This is a genomic window from Domibacillus indicus (assembly GCF_000970685.1).
Classification (GTDB): domain Bacteria; phylum Bacillota; class Bacilli; order Bacillales; family Domibacillaceae; genus Domibacillus; species Domibacillus indicus.
Window position 1 is genome coordinate 225,159 of record NZ_LAJB01000002.1, and the last position, 24,778, is coordinate 249,936.

A 24,778-nucleotide genomic window follows, 5' to 3' on the forward strand; every position below is an offset into this window, starting at 1 on the left:
AAAAGCGGGGTTGTTCATTCTGTTGAATGAGAGATGCTTGTCTCTTGCGATGGCTGGTTTAGCATTCGCCCCAAAGGAAAGCGGAACCGGCAGGCCGCAGTCCCTGACACTGCTTTTAGAAGAAAACCGTTCTTTCAAAAAGGCCGTTTCACCCCGAAAACAGAATATCTTCCTGCCGGCTTTATTTTTCCATAATGCAAACCCCCCGCTTTCTATGAAAAGCGAGGGGGGTTTTTTTGGCGGTCTCAGCTTTTAAACAGCAGGGGGGGATGAGCGAGCCAGTTTATGTATGCTTCGTTTGGCACGGGGCGGCTGATGTAATAGCCCTGGGCAGTCTGACAGCCCATTTCCTTTAAAATCGTCAGATGCTTTTCTTCCTCGACACCTTCCGCCACCACATGAAGCCCCATGGCAGAAGCGAGCTGGATAATTGAGCGGACGATCATCTGGTCTTTTTCGCTTTCCGGCAGGTCCTGGATAAATGAACGGTCGATTTTCAGGATATCGACCGGCAGCTCCTTTAAATGGGACAGCGAGGAAAAACCGGTCCCAAAATCGTCAATGGAAATACGCACCCCGATGCTTTTCAGCTGCTTGATTGTTTGAATCGCCATTTCCACGTCCTGAACAATTCCGCTTTCGGTAATTTCCAGTTCAAGCTGGTCCGGCTGGATGCCCGACTGCTGAATGGCCTCTAAGATTGTGCTGGTGAGATCCTTCCGGTACAGATGATGAGGAGAAATATTTACCGATACATATCCCGGCCGGTTCTGGTCTGTCCATTCCCTGCTCTGGCGGCACGCTTCGTGCAACACCCATCTGGTCAGTTCGTAAATTAGCCCGTTCTGCTCCGCGAGCGGAATAAAGCGGTCCGGGCTGATTAGTCCTTTTTCGGGATGATTCCACCGGATTAGCGCCTCGGCTCCAATCACCCGGCTGGTCTCGATATCCATTTTCGGCTGATAAAACAATTGAAATTCCTTTCGCTCAATCGCGTGGACGATATCCATTTCAAGCTCTACCATTGTATCGGCGCTGCATCCGATCGCCGGGTCAAAAAACCGGTACATGTTTTTCCCTTCGCGCTTCGCATAATCGAGCGCCTGGCCGCTCCGCTTGATCAGCAGCTTTTCCGTTTCGCCGTGTTCGGGATAAAGAGCGATGCCGATGCTTGCGGTAACAGTTAATTCGTGGCTGTTTACCTGCCACGGCCGCCGGAACGCCTTTACAATGCTTCCTGCCAGCACTTCGGCTTCTGCAGGCCCGGACAGCGGCTGCAGGATCAAATAAAAATCATCCCCGTCAAGCCGGTACAGCCTGCCGCGCCCCGAAATAAGCGGGCAGATCCGTTCTGCCATGCTTTTCAGCACCAGATCTCCCGCTTCCATGCCGAGCGCATCATTTATATACTTAAACCGGTCTCCATTCAAATGAAGAAGAGCAAAGCCCGCCCTCTTTTTTTCGGCTTCAGCCAGGATTTTTCTTATGTCCCTCTTGAACAAATGACGGTTCGCCGTTCCGGTTGTTTGATCATAAAACGCCAGCCGCTCCAGCTTTACTTCATCTTTTTTCCGCTTGGTAATATCGGTGGCAATGCCGTATACCCCGACAATTTCCTTGCCCACCACAATGGGGGAATTTACGATATGCAGGTTTTTCCGCTGCCCGGAGCGGTCGATAATATCCGCTTCATATTCCTGGGCCGTTCCTTTTAAAGCCATATAAAAATGCCTGATCACCCTGTTTCGGTCTTTTGGAACGATTAAAAAAGAAAAATGGCGCTGCATCATTTCTTCAGTCGTATAGCCGATCAGCCGGGCGCAGGCCTGGTTGATGCTTGTGAATTTCCCTTCTAAATCAAAGGTAAACACGGCATGCGGATTGTAATCAAACAGCGATTTATAGCGCTGCTCGCTTTCTTTCAGCCGCTTTTTCGTCTGAAGATGCCCGTCCACTTCAACAAAAACAGAAGCAAGCGCTTTAATTTCCTCATGGGCGTCCCGCACCGGCATTAAGCCGAGCAGAACATCGGTCAGCTGCCCGTCTTTTCTCTCCCGTTTCGTTTGTTTCGGCAGAAGCCAGTCGCCGGCAGACAGGCGTTTGATATCCTGCGCAAATTCCTCCCGCAGCTCAGAAGGAATAAAAGGTAAGCTATGTATGGACCGTCCCAGAACCTCTTCTTCCTTCCAGCCAAACAAGTCCGTAAAGCCCTGATTCACCTGAATCACGTTTCCTGCTGGATCAGTGAGTAAAATGGCATCACCTACCTGTGGAAGCGGAACAAAACACTCCTGCTTCCCGTTTTGAAATGCATGTTCTTCGTTTTTTTCCCTGCTCATGCTGTCACCCCCGGCAGTAACCTGCTTTATTGTGTTTCTACTATGTATGGTTTTACTTTCCAAAATCTTCCCACTGCTTTTTTACTATTCCCGTTTCGAAAACAGAAAAAACCCGCCAAAAGAAATAGCGGGCGGCCTTTAAAGAAAAGCGCAGAAAAACGTATGTTTCATCTGTTTCTTTTGGCAGCCCGGCGATCATCGCTTTTTTTGAACATTAGACCCGTAGCTTTGCGTCCTTATTTTTCAATAAGTTTGCTATTTTCATGAATTTGATTTCTTTTTATAGATCATATGACCTAATTATATCCACTTTTTACGGAAGGAACAAGATAAATTTCAAAAAAAGTCGACTTGTGACGAAAATAGAAATTCAAAGAGGATTTTATCTTCTTTGGATTTATTATCCAAATCGATCCAGAATTTAGCGCTGAATTTCAGCCCGGACTTTTTTGGCCGTTTTTTCAAAAATGAGCCGGCATGATAATAAGGCCTGTCTGCATCGAAGTAAAGCGGATTTCAGTGGATTTTATTGATAAAATAGCCGGGCACAGTTCCTGTCCTATTTGTTTATTCACAGAAAAAGATCCCCTTTTTCCAAACAAAAAACCCGCACCGGCCTTTTACCGGTACGGGCTTCTATCGTTTATGACTTGTTCCGCTTCAATAATTCTTCCCTTAGTTTGCGGGCCTGGCTGCGGATGCTTTCCGTCCGGTTCTCCTGGAAACGGAAGGTCCATTCACCGTTTTTCAGGATGGCCTCAACCAGATCCCCCGCTTTGGCCGGGTATCCGAGCGCGTCAGCTTCAATCAGCTCTTCAACCGATTCATCATCCCGCCACAGAAGCTTCGCTGTGCCGTTTTCAAGGGAATCGATGGTATAGATGCCCTGCTTCATCATTTTAACCCGCTCACATGCTGGCCGGCCGAGTTATACAGCTTCGCCGCATCCCCGCTGTTCAGCCAGATATTGGCGTTCGTCCATTTTAAGTATGTCGGGCGCTGCTCCTTCGCGTTCGGTCCGGAAGTCACATAAACCGTCCTGCCGGCTCCCAAAATAAAGCCGGCCGGGAATGTGTACTTTTGGTTTCCTTCCACGCTGACAAGCTTCCAGCCGCCCATGTTTACGCTGGTCGATCCGCTGTTTTTAATGCCGATCACTTCTGTTTGCAGGTTCTTGCTTGAAAGCGCCACTTTGCCGTTATCCGCCGGCACGGACGGAGCCGGGGCCGGAGCCGGGGCCGGGGCAGGCTTCGGCGCTGGTGCTGGAGCTGGAGCTGGTGCCGGCACCGGGTCTTCTCCCTGCTTCACGTAAACAAAGATGCCGTCGCTCCAGGTTTCAATCGTTCCGTCCGGCGTTGCATACATTTCAGCGCCGGCTTTTTGCAGGCGGCTGGCCACGGAGGCGGACGGGTGCCCGTACGGATTTCCTTCCCCGTAGGAAAGCATGCCGTACGCCGGCGACACTTCATCAATAAAAGCCTGGGAGGAGCCGGTGTCCGAGCCGTGGTGCGACACTTTGAGCACTTCCGCGTCAAGGTCGTATTTCGCTGCCAGTTCCGCTTCGACCTCTTCTCCCGCATCCCCCGTCAGCAGATAATCCGCTTCGCCATAGCTCACGAAAAGAACGATTGAGCCGTCGTTTAAATCCGCCGCATCCGAACCGGCATGAAGCACGCGGACCGTCACTGACGGATCAGGCGAAATATTCTGTCCTTCCTGTGCTTCTTTAAACACAGCTCCTTCCGTTTGAACAGCCGTTAAATAGTCCAGATAAGTCTGGGTGGTGTGATCCTGGCCGGAGTCGATCACCGTTTTTACATGATAGTTTTTAATTACGTAATCCGCGCCGCCAATATGGTCCGCATCCGGATGCGTGGCGACAAACGTATCAATCGACGCCGCCTCAAGGCCCGCAAGCGCTTCTTTTACTTCCGTGTCGCTTCTGGACGCATCGACAAGCATGTTTTTGCCGTTTGGAAAGCTCAATAAAATGGCATCTCCCTGCCCGACATCCAGAAAGTCCAAGTCAAACGCCGGCAGTTTCTTTCCGGTCGCAAAAGACGGATGCAGCGCCCGCGACATAAACGCCGCAAACTGGGCACGCGTAACCGCCTGGTCCGGACGGTATGTATCGTCTCCGTAGCCGGACGTAATCCGGGCGGAGAGAATTTTGCCGATAAACGGGTACGCAGCCGAGGACGGCGATACATCTTTAAACGCCACCGGCGCGGACTCGGTCAGTTTAAAAGCCCGGGCCAGAAAGATTGCCAGCTGGCCGCGCGTAACCGTTTCATCCGGCTTGAAGGTGCCGTCCGAATAGCCCGAGATAACGCCCGCTTTTACCGCCGACTGGATGTAGCCGGACGCAAAGCTGGATTTTCCGACATCGCTAAAGACCGTGGTTGTTTTCGTTCCATCGAGCTCAAGAGCCCGGCCGATAATGGCGGCCGCCGCTGCCCGCGTCACCCGCTCATCTGGATGAAACGTTCCGTCCGCGTAGCCGGAAATAGAGCCCTGGTTGGATAAGTATTGAATTTCCCGGTAGAAACCGTATGTATCCGGCACATCGTCAAATGAAGCGGCCTGTGCAAAAGGTGCGGCCACACCCAGCGCAAGCGCCGCACCGGCCAGAAAAGCAAATGGTTTTTTCATAAATCCCCCTCCTTATTGTTATTTTATTATAACTTTTACCAGAACGGATTTTAAAGGGAATTTTATAAAAAATATAAAAATCAATATTTTTCCATTACAGACCAAAAAAGAAAACAGCGGCTGCCGTTTTCTTTTTACTCCTGTTTCGTCTTTTTTAAAACAGGTATCCATATTTCACTTCGGAAAAGAGGCAGAGTCACATCTTTCCCTTCATTCCACAACAATTCCGGCCCTTCCCGCACCTCGAACCACTCTGCATAAAGCCGCCCGGACTCGTTTTTGTCGTCTCCGCGCCAATATAATGATCGAGTTCTCCTTTTTCCTCCATCCGTCCTGCTGAAAAGTTCATGGATGCGCTGATAAGCCCGTACGCCTCTTCATTGGAAAGGGCTTTTAGCGTTTGAATCATGTCTGCGTCCAGCCGTTTCCACATCGCCTCGATTTCAGGATGGACACCGTTAAATTGAATTGGGATTCTTTTCTTCATTCCCACAGAGGAAGGAGATTCTGGCTGGACAGCAGTAAACGGCTGGGAAGATGATGATTTTCTAAGTGATTCTGAAAATTTTCAAATTCTCTGAAAAACAGCAATCATTGATTACGTGGCCGATTATGCGAGTAACGCACCTTTTCGTCTTTGCCCAAAACGGATGTAAAGAATCATTTGATTTTGTATAATGGTATTTGGATGATTTGTGTATTTTTTACAGAGTGCAGCATATAGATTTCGATTTTTTAATTGGGAGGATGATTCATTTGGCACAACCAAAAAACAATACATATCTATTTATACTTCTGGGCGTGTATATATCACTATTGCTGTACTTCATGTTTTTCGGATTTGGCCGTCCGCAGCGGCTCATAGAGATGCGCGAATTTCGGTATTCATTCGAATTTAGCAGCATCCCTTTATGGATGCCTGACCATTTTTCAATAGATATTTTAAAACTGTGGATATTTGCTGTTGGCAACCTTTTAGCATTTGTTCCGTTTGGAATACTGGTTCCAATGCTGTTTGAAAAACCGGGAAAATCCTGCTTCCAGTTTATTGTCCTGTTTGTATTTTTTATTGTATGTATGGAACTTTTACAAATGGTAACGTATTTAGGCAGCTTTGACCTGGCTGATATTTTTATAAATACAGCGGGCGCAGCCATTGGGTACTGTTCATATCGAATAAGTGGACGTATGAATACTTTAAGTACGTATTTCGTTACTATGGGAATGTCCATTTTGGGATTTTCTGTGCTGATGTTCTTTATAGCATGGATATATAACAGTACAATCACGCCATACCTTCTAAAAACACTCAATATTGATTAATTACTGATAAAGGCATGGCTCCTTTCCTGTTTAATGAAACACCCTCTGCTTAAGAATGGTAAATGCGGAGCAGGCGGCCCCGGGTGCTTCATTGTCTACAGGCAAAAAGGCTCTAAAATAAGAGCCTTCTTGACCGGTTTATCTTTTAAATCCACCTTCTGAATGAATGATCTGCCCTGTAATCCAGTCTGCCTCTTCACTCACCAAAAATGTAATTATTTTCGCAGCATCCTTCGGTTCACCCATCCTCCCAAAAGGAAACATCGGTTTTAATTGCGTTTTTATTTCCTCTGTCATCCAGCCTGTATCCGTTGGACCAGGATTTACGGCATTAACGGTTATACCCAGCGGAGCAAGTTCCGCCGACAACGTAATCGTTAGAGCATCAACGGCTCCCTTTGTTGTTGCGTATGCCAGTTCACCGGGCATCGCTCCTTGAAACTGGCCTGAAGTCATATTGACTATTCTTCCACCCGATTTCTTATCAAACCCCTGAGCAAATAAACTGCTTACTAGTGTCGCAGCTCGTACATTTACCATGTAGTGTTTATCCAGTACGTCAGCCGTCACGTTAGAAAAATCATTATTCGTTGAGTAGGCAGCGTTATTAATCAAAATATCAGGAAAACCAAGTTTTTCAATCACTGTATTTATAAGCTGCTGCGGTGCATCATGCTGTGTTAAATCTAATTCCATACATGCTACCTTCACGCCTTTTTTCAATAATTCCTCTTTCAGTTTCAATGGTTCATCTGAGTTAATGCTCCAGGGCATCTTTTTATCATATTCCATCCAATATGTAAAAAAGATATGGTACCCCGCTTCCGCCAACTCCTTACATATTGCCGCTCCAATCCCTTTAAGGCGGCTTGCACCTGTAACAATTGCCACTTTATCTTTTAATTGGTTCATCCATACCCCTCCAAATGAAGGACACATTAATAAGAATAACAGGAGATATCATTTTTTCCTGCTAAAAAGACAGGCACAAAACAGGCGTCTGTCCTTTTAATAAAGGATTTTAAATTCATATAATGCAGTCCTTCAATGATTATAAACAGGTTAAATAACCCTCATGAATGAGAGAGAACATAAATCTATCTTTTGATCCTGTTTCCTGATTTTCAAAACCGCCTGGTGGAGCCGTTGTTTGCAGGCTGCGCCTCAAACTCTTCCCCGCTCGGCGTCACTTGCCGGCTTTATTCGTCCTCTTTCTCCGCAAGATACAGCATCCGCTCTCCGGGTACCAGCAGCTTAAAGCACTGCGCTGGATAATTCCGGTACACGTAGTCCACAAAATAAGACGGATTGTCGGCATTAAAGGGAAAAAGGTCATAGTGAACCGGCACCAGCAGATCCACTTCCAGCAAATGCGCGAGATCCGCCGCTTCCCGAAAGCCCATGTTCCCGACAATCCCTTTTTCCCGCCGAAGAAAATCCCCGCCGTTGACCGGCAAAAAAGCAACATCAATTGAAACCGGCTGCAGCGTATCAATCAGCTCCCGGTGCAAAACCGTATCTCCGGCATGATAAAATGTCACGCCGTTTGCACTGACAACATAGCCAAGATACGCATGATTTCCATGTTCATCAATCTCATATTCTTCGTGCTTGCAGGCGACCGGCAGGATTTCCATGCCCGCTTCTTTGATCAGCTCCCCTGCTTTCGCCGCGATAATCCGGCTCTCTTCAATGCCAAGCCCGCTCAGTAACGGAACAGACGGCGCCGGGCAAACGAACCGCACATGCGGTGAAGCGCTGTCAATCCCTTTAATGGTAACAGGGTCTAAATGATCCGGATGCTCATGCGAAATAAACACATACGCGGCGTTTACAGCCTCCGCCGGCTCAAGCGGCGGTTCAAACTTCCTCGGCCAGCTGCCGCTTGTATTCAAATAGTCGGATAGGTATGGATCAAAATAGCAGACCGCCTCTCCCGTTTTAACGGCAACGCCTGACTGGCCAAGATGCCAGAACGCAATCGCTTCCTCCGGCACAGCCGTGCTGTCCATCTGGCGGACCAGGCTCTGGCCCGACCGGTATATCTTTTTTTGTTCCTTCATTTCTGTCCTCTCCCCTCTTTCAATCTACTTTCATGTTTACTGTTCCTCCCGGCTTTGTCAACCGATCATAAGCTTATCGTTTCCAGGCCGCCTTCAGCTTGCTGATCCCTGAGCGGATATCGTCCTCCGGAACTCCTGCGAATCCAAGCAGGACGGTCGCTGCCGGCGGCTCCTGCTGATAAAACGGGGAAGCCGGATACATTTTCACGCCGTGCCTGCTCGCTCTCTCGATCAGTTCTTTTTCACTGAACGGCGTGTCCACATCAAGCAGAATGTGAAGCCCCGAGTTTTCGCCCCGGATCTGCACCTGACTTCCCAATTCGCTTTGCAGGGCTTCCAGCAAAACGGACCGTTTTTTCTGATACAGCTTTCTCATTCTGTTCATATGCTTCTGCCATTCGCCTTTCTGAATAAATTCCGCCAGTGCCAGCTGACTGTGGCGGGAAACCGTCTGCTTGTACAAAGAAGCGATGCCCCGGCCTTTTTCCAAAAGAGACGGCGGAAGAATCAAATAGCTGATGCGCATGGAAGGAAGCAGCGACTTGGAGAACGTGCCCATATAGATAACCCGGCCGTGCCGGTCGAGTCCCTGCAGTGATGGGATGGGCTGCCCGCTGTACCGGAATTCCCCGTCATAATCATCCTCTATAATAAATGCCCCCTTTTCCGCCGCCCACCTGAGCAGCTGCATTCTCCTGTTAATCGTCATAACCGTTCCGAGCGGAAACTGGTGTGAAGGCGTAACATACACAAGGTCCGGCTGCGCTTTTTGGAGTTCCTGCACTCGGATTCCTTCCTTATCGACCGGAACAGGAAGAATCTTCATATGGCCGGCTTCAAAAATCGTTCTTGACCTGGATGAACCGGGGTCTTCGAATCCAATGGAACGATCCGGGCCGAAAATCTGGCACAGCAGATGCATTAAAACAGGGCTCCCGGCTCCTATCACGACCTGCTCGGGAACGCAGCGGACGCCGCGCGACTGATACAGGTATTCTGCAATCAGCCCTCTCAGCTCAAGCTCGCCCAGCACATCTCCCGGCTGGTAAAGCAGGTGCCCGTACTGGTCCAGGCTGCCGACCATGCTTTTTCGCCAGGCGGAAAACGGGAAGCGGGCGGAATCCACATTTCCGTAGTGAAAATCAATGATTTGTTTCGTATCTTCCGCTTCGAGCTTCATAGCCGGCATGCCCGGCATTTTCATCTGCACAAAATCCGAACCGTCGTAATCCGCAAACCAGCCGCTTCTCGGCCTGCTCACAATATAGCCCTCCGCCGCAAGCTGTTCATACGCCCGCTCCACCGTCGTCTGGCTGATCGAAAGCTGCGCGGCAAGCAGCCTTTTGGAAGGAAGCTTCACCCCCTTTTGGATACGGCCTTCATGCATTGTTTTTTTGAAAAACTGATAGAGCTGCTGATAAAGCGGAATCTCCAGGCTCCGGTTTAAAAAAGGTGTGATATCCATTTGCGCGGCTTCTCCTAACTGGCATGATGTTTTTTATTAAAACTGGCTGTTTATCAAAAGCCAGTTCCCATTTATAGTCATTGTAATCTATTAGGAAAGGATTGGTAAGATGATTGGTCAAAATTGATTTACCTGCCTTACTCAACAGAAAACATGATTTGGAGTGATTGTGATGAACAAAGCAGCCAGTGGCTGGGTAAATGGTTTTGCAGGTGTATTGATTTTCAGCGGCTCACTGCCGGCGACACGCCTGGCAGTGGCTGATTTTGACCCGTTCTTCCTCACCGTCTGCCGCGCTACGATCGCGGGCGTTCTGGCCGGCGTTCTTCTTCTCGTCTTCCGGCAGCAGCGGCCGTCCGGAAGCGATATGATCCCCCTGCTCGTGGTGGCGTTCGGCGTGGTGGCAGGCTTTCCGCTGCTGACGGCGCTCGCCCTTCAATATGTCACGTCGGCGCATGCCATTCTCTTTATCGGCCTTCTTCCGCTCTCAACGGCAATCTTCGGGGTGCTTCGGGGCGGCGAGCGGCCCCGCCCCGCCTTCTGGATTTTTTCAGCGGCGGGCAGCTTTCTCGTCGCGGGATTCGCCCTGCTGCAGGACGGGGAGTCCTCACCGATCGGCGACGCATTGATGCTCGCTTCTATTATTGTGTGCGGCCTCGGCTATGCAGAAGGAGCCCTGCTTTCAAAAAAGCTCGGAAACTGGCAGGTGATCTCCTGGGCGCTCGTGCTGTCGCTTCCCCTGATGCTGCCGCTTGCGCTGGTTTTTGCGCCGGACTCGTGGGCGGACATCGGTGAGCCGGCTCTTCTCAGCCTTGCGTATGTGTCTTTATTCAGCATGCTTATTGGCTTTGTGTTCTGGTACCGTGGCCTCGCCCAGGGCGGCATCGCCGCAGTCGGGCAGCTGCAGCTTCTTCAGCCTTTTTTCGGGCTGCTGCTTGCGTCTTTCCTTGTCAATGAAACAGTGGGCCTGGCACTTATCGCCGTAAATATCGCCGTTGTTCTGTGCGTGGCAGCCGCCCGGCGGTTCGCCTGATCTGTATTCAAGCTTGCATCATATGCGCTATAATCATTGTAAGCATTTTCCTGCTGATGTAAATGAGCAAAGGAGAAGCCTCAAGCAAGGGAGGATAGATAAATGGCAGATCATCAAAGCGAAGAAGAACTGGCAGGCGGAAATGTTTCACGCGTCAGCCGCGTGGGAGATACGGTCCGGCGGGAAGTAAAGCCTGTAAGCCCGCACATTCATAAGCTGCTGCTGCATCTCGAGAACAAAGGCTTCTCTTATGCACCACGGTTTTTAGGAATGGACGGGCAGGGCAGAGAAATTCTGTCTTTCATTGAAGGAGAGGCCGGCCACTACCCTTTAAAGAAATACATGTGGTCAAAGGAGGTGCTGGCAGAAATCGCGGGGATGCTCCGGCTGTATCATGAGGCGGTGTGTGATTTTCCGTTCATACATAACTTTGAGCCGATTGATCGCACTCCGCCAAACGTGGAAGTATTGTGCCATAATGACTTTGCCGTATACAACATTATTTTTAACGGGCAAAAGCCGGTCGGCATCATTGACTTTGACACCGCCGGGCCCGGCCCGAAAATATGGGATATCGCGTATACAGTGTATACGTGCCTGCCGCTCAGCCGGTTTTCTCTTTCCGAAGCAGGAGAGCCGGTTCATTATACCCCTTCACGGCACGCCAGCTCTATTAAGGAAAGATTACAATTGTTTTTTGAAGCCTACGATGAGAAAATGCCCCCGGACTTTCTCGAAATCGTCCTGCTGCGTCTGGAAGGGCTGTGCCGGACGATCCGAAGAAAAGCCGGTGAAGGCGATCCGGCTTTTCAAAAAATGATAGACGAAGGCCACCTCACCCATTATCAGGACGATATCGCGTTCATCCGGGAACACGGAAACGAATGGATCGAAGGATAATGGGATAGAAAAAGCGTGTTTTGAAACAATCAAAGCACGTTTTTTCTTTTGGCTGTTTTCTAAAGAGGGCTGCTTTTCCCATAAATCCATTTGAGGTTCAAATTACATCCATTTTTACATAGATTAAAAGATAAATTCATAAATGGGCTGGATCTTGATTTGATTCACTTCTGCCGTTTCTTTCGCAGCAGCCTCACTTCTTGCCGCCATAGGTGAATCGCTTTTTACTACTTTCTTTTCCTTTATTGGCGATATGAATAAATAGATCGGCTGATCTTTTAATTCTTGCTGCAGGTGTTTCAGTCCAATTTCCCAGGCTGCCCCATTATGGAAATTATCATGAATTAATTCATTATTCATAAAAGCGTACCCGATATCACCGTTATAATGAACTTGCAATAACGCTTCTTTTAAACCGGCTAATTGTGAGTGATCAACAAATACTACTGTACGCCGGTTATCCATTTTTTCAATTTTTAACGAAATATTTCTTTGCTCCTGTGAAAATGTATAGGAGGTAAGCAATCCTTTTTTCTCTACTTCACTTGAAAAAAATCTTTCCATCAGTGTTTCATCTGCCAATTGATCTATTGTAGAAAATGTTACACAATTATTGGCAGATTCAAATCGGATACTCGTTTCATCGACTAACAATGTGGCATCCGTAAGCAATACCTGCTCTTTGTTTCCCCAGGTGAATTTCCAGAAATTCATACTTTGCTCATCCGTTAACGTATACACCTGAATGATTTGCCCGTCTTTCGATTTGATACTTATTTTGGTTACTATGTCTTCCTCCGGTTTCACAAAGACGAACGGTTCGATTTGTTCCACTGTTCCTTTATCCAGGATAATGCTTTGAATATTTTTCAAATCAAAACAATATTCGGGCTTCATTCCTGCTGGTATAAAGAAAAAATACGACGTTTCCTTCTCTTTTTCCACTTTCGTAATCAATTGTGCAGCGGCATATTTTAATAAGACTGAGTCCATTTGTAAATTGAATGGCAGCATACAGCTTGCGTCCGGGGCTAACGACAATCCATCTTTATTTGGAACCCGAATAGTTTCGTTATCCAGCGATAACTCGAAAGCAAAATTTTCTTTAGCAGATGAATTCAAATGGTCCTGGTAATTATTGATAAAAATATAGCCGCTTCCATTATGAACACGTACTGCATAACGAAGTGTTTCTGTATCTTTCGGATCCATGCTGCTTGTGTCGTATGGCAGAACGGTTTTCGTTGGACAAAAGGACTCTTCAAATTTTTGAAAAAAATAATGCAGGCGTTTCAAACGTTTATACGATTCGCGTACCTGTCCAAACTCCCCAATAGGAGCCTGGTAGTCATACGAAATTTTTGGCGCTGCATTTTCATTCAAAAAAGGCGTTTTCTTTCCCGCCGGATTTGAACCGCCATGAAACACGTAATATCCTACAAAATTACAGCCCCCTGCAGCTTTCATATTCGCCATGGCTTCTATGCTTTGATAAGGCAATTGAAAACGATATTTATAGAAAACCGTCATTCCCCCGCCCATTTCGCAGCAGGCAAAAGGCACTGTCGAAGGGTCATACTGCGGCTCAAAATTATATGCAGGCTGGCGATAATCTCTGTATATAAACTCCGGGGTTACGGGATGTTCTTTCACCGTGTCATCATAAAAAATCCATGGCCGAAATGCATATCCGCCCCATAACGGCAGGACAGCATCTATGGGAGCCATAGCCCCTCCCCAGCCGGTGGCCGTATACAGAGGTGCATCCATTCCAGCTTCATTGGCATACTTTTTAAGCGCAAGAAGGTGGTCTTTCCCATCCTCACCTGTAGGAATCCACTCATTGCTTGTACCTGCTGTTATTTCCCAGGGGGCACCCGCATGATAAAATTCATTTTCTAATTGAATGCCGATGATAGGCCCGTTGTCTTTAAAAAACAGCCCTTGAAGCTGCTGTCCTATTTCATTGTACAATCGTTTAACGTACTGAAGATAACGCGGATCATTCGATCTCACCCTGCAGGGCTCTCCATACAGCCAATCCGGGAATCCTCCATTTCTCACTTCTCCATGAACAAATGGCCCGATACGGATAATAACGTGAATACGGTGCTTTTTACAAAGAGAAACAAAGGAACGCAGGTTTTTTGAGCCAGTCCAATCAAACTGGCCTTTAATCTCTTCATGATGATTCCAAATAATATAGGTGGGAATAATGGTGATGCCAGCCATTTTCATTTTAATAATTTCATCTTCCCACTTCTCAAAATGATACCGGCTGTAATGAAACTCACCACAAATGCCGAAATACGGTTTATCATTTTTCATCATATAATAATTAGTGAAATGAATGTGATCTCCGTTTAAATTCGCACCTTGAAAATGATCAAGTGTTGGATAAATTTTATTTTCAATACTATGTAACGCTATTTTATTTACATTCACCCTATTCTCGTTCATCAATTTCCCCCGCCTTTCCTGTGTCTTTAAACGGACAACTCTTTATCTGTTTCCTTTTTATTGTTCAGAACCGGCAGACCGCAGCCCTGACACTCCTTTTGAAAGAACATAGCCCGTTTCCAGCCCATAAAAGAAAGATAATTTCAGCCCGAAAAAGGACTATCTTCTTGACGACTCCCTTTTTCAATGAGGAAGCAGGTTTTAACACTCAAAACCTTAGCCTCTTTTTTATTTAAACCTGCTCCCATAAAGAGCGGGCGATCCTTGCAAACAGCAGCGCCTGCTCCCAGCGGTCGCTCACCTCATGCTGCACGCCATTCAGGTCCTGGACCGTGATTGCATAAGGCGGCGGCCCCAGCTCGCAGACAAAAGGCAGAACTTCGCCTTCCTGTGCCGCCTGGCGCCAGCTGCGCATCCCTCCGAGCCACCAATTTTGAAACCGCTTTACCATTTGATGCTCGAAGCCGTACTCAGCAGCACCTTCCTCGTTTACCCTTTCAGAAATGGGCACGTCGACCTGTACCTGTTCCCCGTTTGATACACGAGCGTGTATACTCTTCGTCCGATGAAGCAGCTTCTGAAGCATTTCTTCTGCCTCGTCTGACACCGTACGCATTTCTCCGGCCACAACGTAATGGGAGAAGTCGATCGTCAGCTCAAGCCCGGGTAAGCGCTGAACATACTCTACTGTACGGAGCAGATCCTGCGTAATTGTGCCGCGGTGCGTTTCGATATACGCCGGGATGCCCGCAGACCGCGACAGTTCTCCTATGTCCGCAAGCAGCTGCACTGCTTGCTCTCCAGCCAGAAACGGCCTTAGCACCTGCACATTGATGAAATCGACCCTTCCGAACAATTTTGCCTTATGAAGAAAAACGTCCAGCTCCTCCGCCGTTTTTGGATACGCATTTACACTGTATGAAAGGTTGTATTGATCCAGCAGCCGATGCCATTGTTCGGCCTCCCTGCTCTCCGGCAGCATCCCGTTAATGCCATCGTACCCGGCTTCAGCGATAAAGCGTATCTTCTTCTCCAGGCTCCATTCCCCGCCAGATCCGCTTTGAACTCCCAATCCGTTCATCCCCCACCAGGACATCAGGACTTCGAGCCGCGGCTCACGCTTAGTGGATATACGGTGCATCATATTCAACGCCGCACGGCCCTCCATTAGGATTGCTCTCCAGTTCCACTGGCGTACCGTCGGAACGAAATAAAGGACGATAATGCGTCGCAATGCGCGTGGCCGAGCTGTTGGCATAGTGGCAAATGAATGAGCGGCGGAACCGGTCTTTCGTCTTATTGCGGTAAGAGCCGTGAATGAGATTTCCATTGAAAAAGAGCACATCTCCCCTCTCCATCAATGCCGGAATGGCCTTTTGATCCTTCGGCGGTTTCACGTAATGCGTGGTGAAGGACTCCCTGGAATCGGACAAATCAGGGCATACGATATCATACGAACTCGTCTTTGGCACAACCAGCAGACCGCCGTTCTCCTGATCTGCCGCGTCGATCGCCGTCCAGGCAGCAATGCAGTTGCCCGGCTCGACCTTCAAGTAAAAATTGTCTTGATGAAGCGCCTGTCCCCGTGCTCCCGGAGGCTTGTAATAAAACATGCTCTGGGCTGCCAGCGGTTCTTCCTCATACAAATCAGCAAGTACATCCATTACCGGCTGATGCAGCATATACCGTTTAGCTGTTTCGTTAAACCGGTGTGGATGCATGACCCTCGGATAACGCTTTAGCGGGTCAACCGTTTCCTGCTGCAGGTCCGGCTCAAAATGCCCTGGAATCACCTGAGAGCTAATGTCCTCAAAGGTTCTATCCATTTCCGCCAGCTGCTCCTCTGTAAACAATCCTTTGACCATTAAATAACCTTCCGCTTCAAACTGCCGCTTTTGATCATCCGTTAACACTTGAGGCTTATACACCATGCCTTCGCCCTCCCCTGTTTTTACAATAAATGATATGTAATACACCTTTAGTATAGGGTTGAAATAACAAGTAGAAGAAGGACGAATCTTGCTAATTATTCATACGATTCTGCTATTTCTTCAAAAGCCAGCTTGTGTGCCGCCGTAAGTTAAGCTACACTAGCCTTGATAAAGTACTGCTTTGAAAGGGATGAGTACCATGGAGCGAGACCGCCCCTTTAACTATGACGGATTGGCCTATGGCATGGTGATTGCCGGGCATTTTCATAAGCGCGACACTTATTCTATCGAACGTCCGGATGGTATGAATGACTGGCTTATCACGTACACGCTGGATGGTGAAGGCTGCTTCGAGACAGACGGCTGCGAGCGGCGTGTAAGAGCTGGTGACCTGACACTATTGAAGCCGGGAACACCCCATCTTTATGGCACACCCAAAGGAAAAAGGTGGCATTTCGTCTGGGCGCATTTTCCGGGCGGGCTCATGGATATAAGCCTGCTGCCCCTTGAGGCGCTGACCATCCGGCAGATTGAGCAGCAGGCGGTGAGGGAGCGCGTCTACCGGGCTTTTCGCCGTATTTTGTCCGACTCCCGGGAAGGAGGCCCTTATTGGCACGAGCTGTGCCTGGGCGCATTGCGGGAAGTCCTGATGCTGCTCGAAAAGCAGCAAACCAGCGGACTTGACCCGCGGATCGAAGAAACACTTTATTTTCTTGCCCAGCGGATGCAGGAGACGGTTCGAATCGAGGAGCTGGCACACAGCGTCGGGCTCTCCGCATCGAGACTGTCGCATTTATTTAAAGAAAATACCGGCGAATCGATTGTGGAAGCGCTTAACAGAATGCGAATTAAACAGGCTGCCCTGCTTCTTGCACATATGGACCGGAATGCCACGGAAGCCGCCCGCGACGTAGGCTTTCAAAATTACAACCACTTTACCCGGCAGTTTCGCAAATATACGGGCCTGACTCCAAGCGAATTCAGTCAAAGCGTCCGGTCTAAAGAAAAGCAGCGCGCTAATAAGCAGCTTTTTGACACACTGAAATAAGCATTTGCTCTGCTCGTTCAGCAAATGCTTATCCGGGGCAGCGGAACCAATGGGTTAGCGCCTGTATCTGCGCATAACAAAGCAAACTCGCGCTTCAGGAGAAGCCGGCTATTATTCTATCACCCTGCTGCCTCTATATCGTTACGTTAAAGAGAATAGTATAACCGGCTAACCCGAGAACAATAACGGGCACGAGAAAACGGCAGCAGCGGAGTCTTTCTCTCCAAGTTCTCTGGAGTATCAGGACGAGCAATAAACCAAAAATAATTTCCGCAATCGGCACCGGGATCATATGCTTGTAATCCTCCAGGTGGATCAGCATGTTCAGCCCGTCTGCTATAAAAACGCCTGACAGTAAAGCACTGCCTGCTTCATGAAATTTAGCTTCTTTATGCCCCCACAGATACCCCGCTAACCCGAAGATGATCCCCCCGACTGCGGCGCAGCCAAGCCAGACGAATATAAAATAAGTAAACGAAAAAGCATATTGATCGATCAGCGAATGAAAGAAATAATATCCCATCACTTCCCCTATTAAGCACAGCGTACAGGAAAGAATAGAATCTCTTTTTCTTTCACCAAGGGAACTGATCAAAAAAGCGGGAACCAGCCAGACGGGTCCCAGATTCGCGAGTGAATTCCAGTGGCCTTCCAGGTGACCCTGTCCAAATATCGTCAATAAACCCACCGCAGCACCAAGCAGCAGGGATAACAAAAAATATAAATAGATATTTCTTTTCATGCTCTTTGCAAATAATGACTTCATTTTACCGCCCCTTCATTTGAATGATTGTTATTCGCAGCACAAAGCGAAAATTCTCCCAATCCCTTATTCACATTTAATCCTATTCTGTAATATATTACCTGGAATTATAACGTAAAGAAAGAACAAAATCAGCAAATGCTTTTTGATTGAAGGCGCTGTGCCGGACAATTAAAAAACTGGCTGACGGCGATCCGGCACACGCTTGAATAAGAGGATGCTGAAATAAAAAAAGCATGTTTTGATTTTCTTCAAAACACGCTTTTTTCAGGATGTTTCGCATAAAAACCAATTGCTTCAGGTGCATTCCCTTATAAAACAGCGGATATTGGATTTTAATGGCCGCCGTTATGTATGGCAAATTTCCGGTACGCTTTCGCGGTGATCATTGAAATCAAATAAACGCTTGCAAACGAAGCAGCGCCCACGAATAGTAAATAAACGGCTGTATTTGTGTTAGAACTGTCCCCTATGAAAAAAGCCAATATTATCATGAACAAGGAAATGCCGGCTGCTTTTTTGATGTGTTTATTTTTTCCGCTCATAAACATCCTCCTTTCGTTATATATGAAACTAACAGGATTTTGCTACTGGTATCAGTTTATCATATGCTTCTGTATTTTGTATGAATTTTCCTTTCAGAACATCGACTTTACCAGCTTCTTATATAGAATGTATGTTTACATGGATCACTCCGACAAGAGCAGGAAACGAGCCGCATTCGGAAATCATTTCCTCTGCGGTCACCGCCCGCCCGTTCCGCTCCACCGCATAATCCGGACGGCAGCGCGCCACATAACCCGGCGGACCGCCGTGCTCACTGGCTTTTTGCAGCGCCTGTTCCTTTGAAGCCGCCGCAATCAGCAGCCAGAGCGTCCGGTTGGAGGTGACCGCATATACATGAACCGGACGAAAGCCGAGCGCGTTCCGGCTTTTCATTTCCCCGATGGCGTTATTGTCCATTTTCTCGAATGGAATGGCTTTTTCATCCGTTTTCCCGTCGACCACCCCGCGCCGCAGCAAATCGAGCAGCCCGTATACAAGCGTGTCGTCCTGCCGGCGGAACGCTTCTTTAAACAGCGCTCTCACGTTCATGATCAATCAGCACTCCGCTTTCTTTTACATAGGTGACCGTCACAAAGCCGGTCGGGCCGTTCCGGTTTTTCGCCACAATAATCTCCAGCCGTTCGTCTCCCGCTTCCTTCGTGTAGTACGCCTCCCGGTACAAAAACAGCATTACATCGGCATCCTGCTCCACCGATCCGGAGTCCCGCACATCCGAAAGCATCGGCCGCTTGTTCGCCCGCGTCTCTACCGCCCGCGACAGCTGGGCCAGGCAGATCACCGGGCAGGAAAAATCCTTTGCCAGTGCTTTTAAGCTGCGCGAAACGGCCGCCACCTGGGCCGCTGTATTCCCGTCGAAAAAATGCGGCGGCGTAATCAGCCCCAGGTAATCAATAAATACGACCGGGCGCGCCTCCGGGTGGTCAAGCGAGAGCCGCCTGAGCGACGCGCGCATATCCGGCACCGTCACAGCAGGCTGGTCGGACACATACAGGCTGAGCCCGCTCACTTCGCGGATCACATGCGGCCAGTTTTTCCGGTTTGTTTCATCAAACAGCTTGTACGGATTGCGCAATTTCGCCCGGTTCAGCCGCCCCGCCGCCGCCAGAAGCCGCCTCGTCAGTGCGCCGGCGGACATTTCAATTGAAAAAATAACCGGCAGGCAGCCGCTTTCAGAAGCCATCCGCGCGAAATGAAGCATCACATCCGTTTTCCCCATTGAAGGGCGGGCGGCGATAAAGGTGAGCTCGCCCTCCTGAAAGCCCCCGAGCGTTTCATCGAGCTTTTTGATGCCGGTAATGGGACGCTGCACTTCTTTTTCTTCCACAAACGGCGCTTGTTTTAGCGGCTCTACCAGCTCGGAGACCGGCTTTGCTTTTTGAATCGAGACGCTGCCGATACGGGCCGCTTCCCCAATAATCCGGTCTGCCGGCCACTCCTCCGCCGATGCCTGAATGCACATCGACCGGACCGCCCGCTTCTGCCACTCCTCAATCAGCAGCGCTTCATAATGTGAAAACCGTTCGATATTTGCATGAGCGAGCAGGTCATTGATGTACGGCGCGCCGCCAAACGACTCAATCTGTCCGCCGACCGACAGCGTCACCACATCGACAATCCGCCCCGCGTCCGCCTCCGCCCGGATAAGAGAAAACAGCTCCCGGTGCAGCGCCGACCCGAAATAATCCGGCACAACCCGGGTATCAAGCGCCACGCGGCTGTCATGCAGGCAGGTGCCTAAAACGGCCATCTCGGCTTTCATCCGATTCCCTCCCCGGCCGTAAGATCGAGTACAAGCGGCTCGTATAAAGGAACCTCCGCTGCTTTTTCCGGCTTGGGCCGCATGTCCTGAAGCGTGCTTTTTCCTTCTGCCTGCCAGCTTGTTAAAATCGACTGTGCGTACGCGTAGGGCCTGTCCGCCTCACACGACAGCTTCAGCGCTTCGATCACCAGCTCTTCACTGAGCGAGGAGCACCACTCCAGCAGGCCCTGCTCCACAGCCGGCGCCGGGGTGCCGAACACTCTTTCAAAAAACCGCACCGCCGCCGGACGGCTCTCTGTTTTCTCCGGTTCCGTTTCGTTTTGTTTTTCTTTTCTTCCGTTTTGTTTTTGGTGCCGTTCCGTCCACGTATCGTATAAAGACCGGATGCGGCCCGGCGGAATATGCGCCGCCACAAACGAAACAAGCGACGCATCCTTTACAAGAGACAATTCCTTTTCCACACAGTCCTCCACCGGCTTGCCGCCCCGGGTGAAATTGTAGCGGCCCCAGTGCCGGACCGCCATTTCCCCTGTATCCCTGTTAAAGCGGATCAGCCCGTTTTCCTCAAACCGCCTGAAATACTGCTCCACTTTTTTCGGCGGAATGCCCATATCAAACGCCGCCTTGCGGATATTCAACGAATAAATGCCAATCTGCGTCGTCTGGCTGTTGGTCAGCACATACAAAAAACAAAGCTTCTCGGCCGCCGCCATATCCATCACCCTGTCATCGCTCCAGAAGTTCGCGTATACAAACCGGTACTTCGCCATTTACCAGCCCTCCTCCTGGCGGCCGATCCACTCCGACAGCGTTTCCTGCGTAAAAAAAATCCGACGCCCGACCCGGTAGTGCGGCACCGTCCCTTCCTGCACGTACCGATACAGAGTCCCCGGATACACGCCCAAAAACACCGCTGCCTGCTTAATCGTCATTCTTGTTCTCATTTTCTTTCCTCTCCTTTCCCTTTCTATATACGCACCTGTTGAAAAAATCGATACTAAAAACAAAAAAGAAACACGGGCGGCGCGATTTGGGAACCCTCTGGCGTGTTTTTCCCCGGCTGCGGCGCAATTACCCGAAAGGATGGCGCGTTTTAAGAAAAAATGCGCCGTCCTGATATGAAATCGCGCCGGCACAGCACAAAAACGCGCCGATGAAGTCTTTCCAGCCGAGCACCCCGCTTCAGCTGTATTCATTGACATATCTAAAAACATCGATATATAATGTGAACCATGAAACCAATCGATATATTTAAGGCGTTATCCAATGAAACCCGGCTTAATATTTTGCAGTGGCTGAAGGAACCGGAGAAGCACTTTCCAAAACAGGGCGCTCACCTGCCGAAGGAGGTCAGTATCAAAGGGGGAGTGTGTGTAGGAGATATTCAGGAAAAAGCGAATGCTTCTCAGTCTACCGTTTCCCACTACCTGAATATGATGCAAAAAGCGGGTCTGCTTGAATCCGTCCGTTATGGGCAGTGGACCTACTACAGGCGAAACGAAGAAGTGATTCGCCAGATGGCTGACTTCTTTAAAACAGAAATCTAAGCGGGCTGATTTCTGTTTTTTTACCGCCTTTTATATCGATTATTCTAGATATTTAATTATAAGGATAGTAAGGAGAGCTTTATCTTATGCGTTATATTGCTTATATACTGGCGCTGCTCGCAGGGTCGGCACTTAGCTTTGAAGGAGCGATCTACGGAGAGCTGGGAAAAACAATCGGCCAGCTTGAAACGAGTTTTTATAACTTCTTTGTGGGCTCCATCATCATGGGCTTGTTATGGGTGTTCTTCGGAAAAGGGAAGCTTTCCTATACGGTGGAAGCACCGAAATGGTCCATCCTCGGGGGCCTGCTCGGGGTTGTGTATTTAACCTCGATCGTGATCAGCGTTCCATTTGTCGGGGTCGGAATTACGATGGTTGCGGTTATTATCGGCCAGCTGGTTATGAGTATGGTCATTGAACATTACGGCTGGCTCGGCAGCAAAAAAACGAGAATCAATAAAGAAAAAGTATTCGCTGTTATTTCCATGATTATTGCACTTGTTTTAATAAACTAGGAGGTCCGGACATGAGTATCGTCATGATTTTATTCACCTTATTGGGAGGTATTACCTTAAGCGCCCAGTCGTCGATCAATGGAGCGTTCAGCCGAAAAGCCGGAACCATTGAAACGACCTTTTTAACGTTTATCACTGGAACCCTGTTTCTTGCCCTTTTTATTCTGTTTTTTGGCCAGGGAAACGTGCTTGGAATACTGGAAGCACCGAAATGGCAGTTAAGTGCCGCTTTTTTAGGTACGATGTATTTGCTTCTCACCGTAATGGCTGTTCCACGAATCGGGGTCATCGCGGCGAATATTGCCGGCATTATCGGCCAGCTGGTTATCGGCTTGCTGATTGATCATTTTGGCTGGTTCGGCAGTTTAGTTATCCCTTTAGATGCAAAACGCTCGTTTGCCCTGTTGTTTATGGTGATCGCTCTTTATTTTATCTACAAAGGAAACAAACGCTCCAGCGAAGAACCTTCGTAAATAATAGAAAACACTGCAGCCGGGCTAAAACCGGCTGCAGTGTTTTTTTATTCCTTTTAAAAAAGCAGTGCTCTTCCTGCCCTTCTACATTGTAATGACAATTTTCCCCCGGGCGTGCCCTTCCGCAAAATACGTGAATGCCTCCCTCACTTCCTCGAGCCCAAACTGCCTGTCGAGAACCGGCTTTACTTTCCCGGCTTCAATCAGGTCTTTTATCAAAAGAAGATCGTCCTGATTCGCCCGCTGCAGCAGGCTGCCGACTTTCTTTTTTTTCGTCAGCGAAATCCACGGCCCGAGCATCATCGCCTGCGCCATCTGGGCACCCGACCCGCCGATATGAACGAAGGTTCCGTTCGGGCGCAGGGCACGCTCATACGCCGAAATCGGCTGGTGCCCGTTTACGCCGGCAATTAAATCATACTGCTCCTGCCTTTCGGTAAAATTCTCTTTTTTGTAGTCAATCGCATGATCCGCCCCGATTGATCGCAATGTATCAATATTTCTCGTACTGCACACACCCGTTACCTCGGCCCCGAACGCTCTGGCAATCTGAACGGCAAAAGTGCCCACGCCTCCCGAGGCTCCGTAAATCAATACGCTTTGCCCTTCCTTGATCCCGCCTTTATTCCGCAGGCCCTGCAAGGCGGTCACAGCCGCCATCGGGACCGCGGCCGCTTCTTCAAATGAAAGATTGGAAGGCTTTTTCACCAGGGCCGTCTCCGGAACACAGGCATACTCCGCAAAGCCGCCCCAGCCCGAGCCGGACAGATCCCCAAACACCTCGTCGCCCGGCGCAAACTGTGTTACTTCTTTTCCGACCGCTTCCACCCGGCCGGCGATGTCCCCGCCCGGCACCGGATACTTTGGCCGGCGGAGGCCGAACGCAAAGCGGGCCGCAAACGGCTCTCCTTTTAACAGCACCAGATTGCCGTAATTAACCGAGGCGGCCTCCACCTTCACCAGCACCTGGCTGCCGTCCGGAACCGGCTTTTCCACCTCTTTTACCTCCAGAACATCAGGCGGGCCGTACTTCGTATACACGATCGCTTTCATCACCATTTCTCCTCTCCTTTTTCATCATGGTGAATTCGTGCCAGAGGTGAACATTTCCTATTAAAAGACAATTCCCTTACCAGGCGCTTTTTTCCTGCCAGAAAGCGGCCCCGGAACCGGCTTTAACACTGTTTATTTACATATGGCCGAGGTATTCCCTCAGCTGCTTAACGGCGGATTGCTGCCACTTGCGGACTGCCGCCGGTGTAATCCCGTACTTTCTCGCAATATCCGGATTCGACAGGCCGCCGATCACCGAGAGCCCAAACCATTCCTTCGCCCGTCCTTCAAGTCTCTCCCCGCACATCTGCACAAATGCCGCTGACTCCGGCGACAAATCCATGTCTGCTCCCTCAAACAAAGCCGTCTCACCCGTCAGCACCGTTCCGTCACTGAACGCGGCGTCTTTCGTTAACGCATTTTTCAGGCGTCCCTGAATATAAGAATACGCGTACGGCGCAAAATCGCCTTTTGTTTCATCAAACCGTGTGTATGCCTCCCACAGGGCGATCAGCCCCACCTGATGAAAATCGTCTTTGTTTTTGTAAATGTGCAGCTTGTTCATGATGCGGTGAATCATTGGGTTGTATTGCTGCGCGAGTTGTTCAAATTGCATGTGAAACATCCAATCCAGCCAGCGCCAGCCCCAATACTCCTTAAGGGCATGACCATCGTAGCGGATTGCCAAATAAGTGTAAATACCCACAAAAATGGGGATTGTAAAGAAAAAAATCACTCATTTTGAATGAAACTTGCATTTCCAAAACATGCCGATTATACTACTTTCCGTCCCAAAGGAAAAATCAGGACATTCCCTTGTTTTATCCACCATTCGACATTTTTTGTAAATTAAATGTAAAGACAATATTATTTTTTCGAAGAAGAGA

General features: G+C 49.0%; 24 protein-coding genes, 2 pseudogenes and 1 riboswitch. Of the genes and pseudogenes, 8 read left to right on the forward strand and 18 right to left on the reverse strand.

The annotated features are described in order from the left end of the window. Nucleotides 1-245: 245 nt before the first annotated feature. The 4 genes and pseudogenes from VP98_RS01340 to VP98_RS01355 form a co-directional block, all read right to left on the reverse strand. The gene (locus VP98_RS01340; protein WP_052712084.1) at nucleotides 246-2,339 is read right to left on the reverse strand and encodes a sensor domain-containing protein; all 2,094 of its coding nucleotides are present in this window, start codon (nucleotides 2,337-2,339) and stop codon (nucleotides 246-248) included. Between the two features lie 179 nt (nucleotides 2,340-2,518). Beyond that, nucleotides 2,519-2,606, reverse strand: a riboswitch (cyclic di-GMP riboswitch). A gap of 376 nt (nucleotides 2,607-2,982) precedes the next feature. Further along, a complete protein-coding gene (locus tag VP98_RS01345; RefSeq protein ID WP_156151282.1) occupies nucleotides 2,983-3,237 on the reverse strand; it encodes a DUF3006 family protein in 255 nt (84 codons plus the stop codon). Then, the gene (locus tag VP98_RS01350) at nucleotides 3,234-4,991 is read right to left on the reverse strand and encodes an S-layer homology domain-containing protein (RefSeq protein ID WP_046173514.1); all 1,758 of its coding nucleotides are present in this window, start codon (nucleotides 4,989-4,991) and stop codon (nucleotides 3,234-3,236) included. Before VP98_RS01350 ends, VP98_RS01345 begins: the two co-directional genes overlap by 4 nt. Before the next feature lie 134 nt (nucleotides 4,992-5,125). Then, nucleotides 5,126-5,538, reverse strand: a pseudogene (locus tag VP98_RS01355) (GyrI-like domain-containing protein); the annotation flags it as partial. Here VP98_RS01355 and VP98_RS19405 point away from each other — a divergent pair. Continuing rightward, nucleotides 5,519-5,572: pseudogene (locus VP98_RS19405) on the forward strand (hypothetical protein); the annotation flags it as partial. The pseudogenes VP98_RS01355 and VP98_RS19405 overlap by 20 nt on opposite strands. A gap of 175 nt (nucleotides 5,573-5,747) precedes the next feature. After that, a complete protein-coding gene (locus VP98_RS01360; protein WP_052712086.1) occupies nucleotides 5,748-6,314 on the forward strand; it encodes a VanZ family protein in 567 nt (188 codons plus the stop codon). A gap of 138 nt (nucleotides 6,315-6,452) precedes the next feature. Here VP98_RS01360 and VP98_RS01365 read toward each other — a convergent pair whose 3' ends face one another. From VP98_RS01365 to pdxR, 3 genes are all read right to left on the reverse strand, one after another. Next, nucleotides 6,453-7,226, reverse strand: a complete 774-nt coding sequence (locus VP98_RS01365) for an SDR family oxidoreductase (RefSeq protein WP_156151283.1) — start codon at nucleotides 7,224-7,226, stop codon at nucleotides 6,453-6,455. A 287-nt stretch (nucleotides 7,227-7,513) separates the two neighbouring features. After that, entirely contained in the window at nucleotides 7,514-8,377 is an 864-nt protein-coding gene (locus VP98_RS01370) for an MBL fold metallo-hydrolase (RefSeq protein WP_046173517.1), read from the reverse strand. 73 nt (nucleotides 8,378-8,450) lie between these two features. Beyond that, nucleotides 8,451-9,842 (reverse strand): MocR-like pyridoxine biosynthesis transcription factor PdxR, encoded by a 1,392-nt coding sequence (gene pdxR / locus VP98_RS01375; RefSeq protein WP_046173518.1) that lies wholly within the window; start codon nucleotides 9,840-9,842, stop codon nucleotides 8,451-8,453. 172 nt (nucleotides 9,843-10,014) lie between these two features. On the opposite strand from pdxR, the gene VP98_RS01380 reads away from it, so the two are divergent. Together VP98_RS01380 and VP98_RS01385 are read left to right on the forward strand one after the other, a co-directional pair. Further along, nucleotides 10,015-10,875 (forward strand): DMT family transporter, encoded by an 861-nt coding sequence (locus VP98_RS01380; RefSeq protein WP_046173519.1) that lies wholly within the window; start codon nucleotides 10,015-10,017, stop codon nucleotides 10,873-10,875. A 102-nt stretch (nucleotides 10,876-10,977) separates the two neighbouring features. Beyond that, a complete protein-coding gene (locus tag VP98_RS01385; RefSeq protein ID WP_046173520.1) occupies nucleotides 10,978-11,775 on the forward strand; it encodes a phosphotransferase enzyme family protein in 798 nt (265 codons plus the stop codon). 123 nt (nucleotides 11,776-11,898) lie between these two features. On the opposite strand, the gene VP98_RS01390 is transcribed toward VP98_RS01385, so the two are convergent. The 3 genes from VP98_RS01390 to VP98_RS01400 all read right to left on the reverse strand — a co-directional run bounded on the left by VP98_RS01390 (nucleotide 11,899) and on the right by VP98_RS01400 (nucleotide 16,166). Then, the gene (locus tag VP98_RS01390; RefSeq protein ID WP_052712087.1) at nucleotides 11,899-14,235 is read right to left on the reverse strand and encodes a beta-galactosidase; all 2,337 of its coding nucleotides are present in this window, start codon (nucleotides 14,233-14,235) and stop codon (nucleotides 11,899-11,901) included. Between the two features lie 232 nt (nucleotides 14,236-14,467). Beyond that, complete coding sequence (locus tag VP98_RS01395; protein WP_231584092.1) at nucleotides 14,468-15,403, reverse strand: sugar phosphate isomerase/epimerase family protein; 936 nt, start codon at nucleotides 15,401-15,403, stop codon at nucleotides 14,468-14,470. Continuing rightward, complete coding sequence (locus tag VP98_RS01400; RefSeq protein WP_046173521.1) at nucleotides 15,357-16,166, reverse strand: phytanoyl-CoA dioxygenase family protein; 810 nt, start codon at nucleotides 16,164-16,166, stop codon at nucleotides 15,357-15,359. The genes VP98_RS01395 and VP98_RS01400 overlap by 47 nt, the downstream gene beginning before the upstream one ends. Before the next feature lie 199 nt (nucleotides 16,167-16,365). On the opposite strand from VP98_RS01400, the gene VP98_RS01405 reads away from it, so the two are divergent. Further along, nucleotides 16,366-17,214, forward strand: a complete 849-nt coding sequence (locus VP98_RS01405) for a helix-turn-helix domain-containing protein (RefSeq protein ID WP_046173522.1) — start codon at nucleotides 16,366-16,368, stop codon at nucleotides 17,212-17,214. Nucleotides 17,215-17,347: 133 nt separating this feature from the next. Here VP98_RS01405 and VP98_RS01410 read toward each other — a convergent pair whose 3' ends face one another. From VP98_RS01410 to VP98_RS18415, 6 genes are all read right to left on the reverse strand, one after another. Next, nucleotides 17,348-17,980, reverse strand: coding sequence for a DUF6518 family protein (locus VP98_RS01410; protein ID WP_046173523.1), 633 nt, complete (start codon nucleotides 17,978-17,980; stop codon nucleotides 17,348-17,350). Nucleotides 17,981-18,312: 332 nt separating this feature from the next. Next, complete coding sequence (locus VP98_RS01420; RefSeq protein ID WP_046173525.1) at nucleotides 18,313-18,522, reverse strand: hypothetical protein; 210 nt, start codon at nucleotides 18,520-18,522, stop codon at nucleotides 18,313-18,315. A 118-nt stretch (nucleotides 18,523-18,640) separates the two neighbouring features. Continuing rightward, nucleotides 18,641-19,072 (reverse strand): hypothetical protein, encoded by a 432-nt coding sequence (locus VP98_RS01425; protein ID WP_046173526.1) that lies wholly within the window; start codon nucleotides 19,070-19,072, stop codon nucleotides 18,641-18,643. After that, nucleotides 19,050-20,303 (reverse strand): replicative DNA helicase, encoded by a 1,254-nt coding sequence (locus tag VP98_RS01430; RefSeq protein ID WP_046173527.1) that lies wholly within the window; start codon nucleotides 20,301-20,303, stop codon nucleotides 19,050-19,052. The genes VP98_RS01425 and VP98_RS01430 overlap by 23 nt, the downstream gene beginning before the upstream one ends. Then, complete coding sequence (locus VP98_RS01435) at nucleotides 20,300-21,073, reverse strand: DnaD domain protein (RefSeq protein WP_046173528.1); 774 nt, start codon at nucleotides 21,071-21,073, stop codon at nucleotides 20,300-20,302. The genes VP98_RS01430 and VP98_RS01435 overlap by 4 nt, the downstream gene beginning before the upstream one ends. Next, on the reverse strand, nucleotides 21,074-21,247 hold the full coding sequence (locus tag VP98_RS18415) for a helix-turn-helix domain-containing protein (protein WP_082087789.1): 174 nt from the start codon (nucleotides 21,245-21,247) through the stop codon (nucleotides 21,074-21,076). Nucleotides 21,248-21,535: 288 nt separating this feature from the next. Here VP98_RS18415 and VP98_RS01440 point away from each other — a divergent pair, with 288 nt between their 5' ends. From VP98_RS01440 to VP98_RS01450, 3 genes are all read left to right on the forward strand, one after another. Further along, complete coding sequence (locus VP98_RS01440; RefSeq protein ID WP_046173529.1) at nucleotides 21,536-21,850, forward strand: ArsR/SmtB family transcription factor; 315 nt, start codon at nucleotides 21,536-21,538, stop codon at nucleotides 21,848-21,850. An 86-nt stretch (nucleotides 21,851-21,936) separates the two neighbouring features. After that, entirely contained in the window at nucleotides 21,937-22,365 is a 429-nt protein-coding gene (locus VP98_RS01445) for a DMT family transporter (RefSeq protein ID WP_046173530.1), read from the forward strand. A gap of 11 nt (nucleotides 22,366-22,376) precedes the next feature. After that, on the forward strand, nucleotides 22,377-22,838 hold the full coding sequence (locus VP98_RS01450; RefSeq protein ID WP_046173531.1) for a DMT family transporter: 462 nt from the start codon (nucleotides 22,377-22,379) through the stop codon (nucleotides 22,836-22,838). An 84-nt stretch (nucleotides 22,839-22,922) separates the two neighbouring features. Here VP98_RS01450 and VP98_RS01455 read toward each other — a convergent pair whose 3' ends face one another. Continuing rightward, entirely contained in the window at nucleotides 22,923-23,891 is a 969-nt protein-coding gene (locus VP98_RS01455) for an NAD(P)-dependent alcohol dehydrogenase (protein ID WP_046174094.1), read from the reverse strand. A gap of 136 nt (nucleotides 23,892-24,027) precedes the next feature. Next, on the reverse strand, nucleotides 24,028-24,507 hold the full coding sequence (locus VP98_RS01460; protein ID WP_046174095.1) for a sigma-70 family RNA polymerase sigma factor: 480 nt from the start codon (nucleotides 24,505-24,507) through the stop codon (nucleotides 24,028-24,030). Nucleotides 24,508-24,778: the final 271 nt, after the last annotated feature.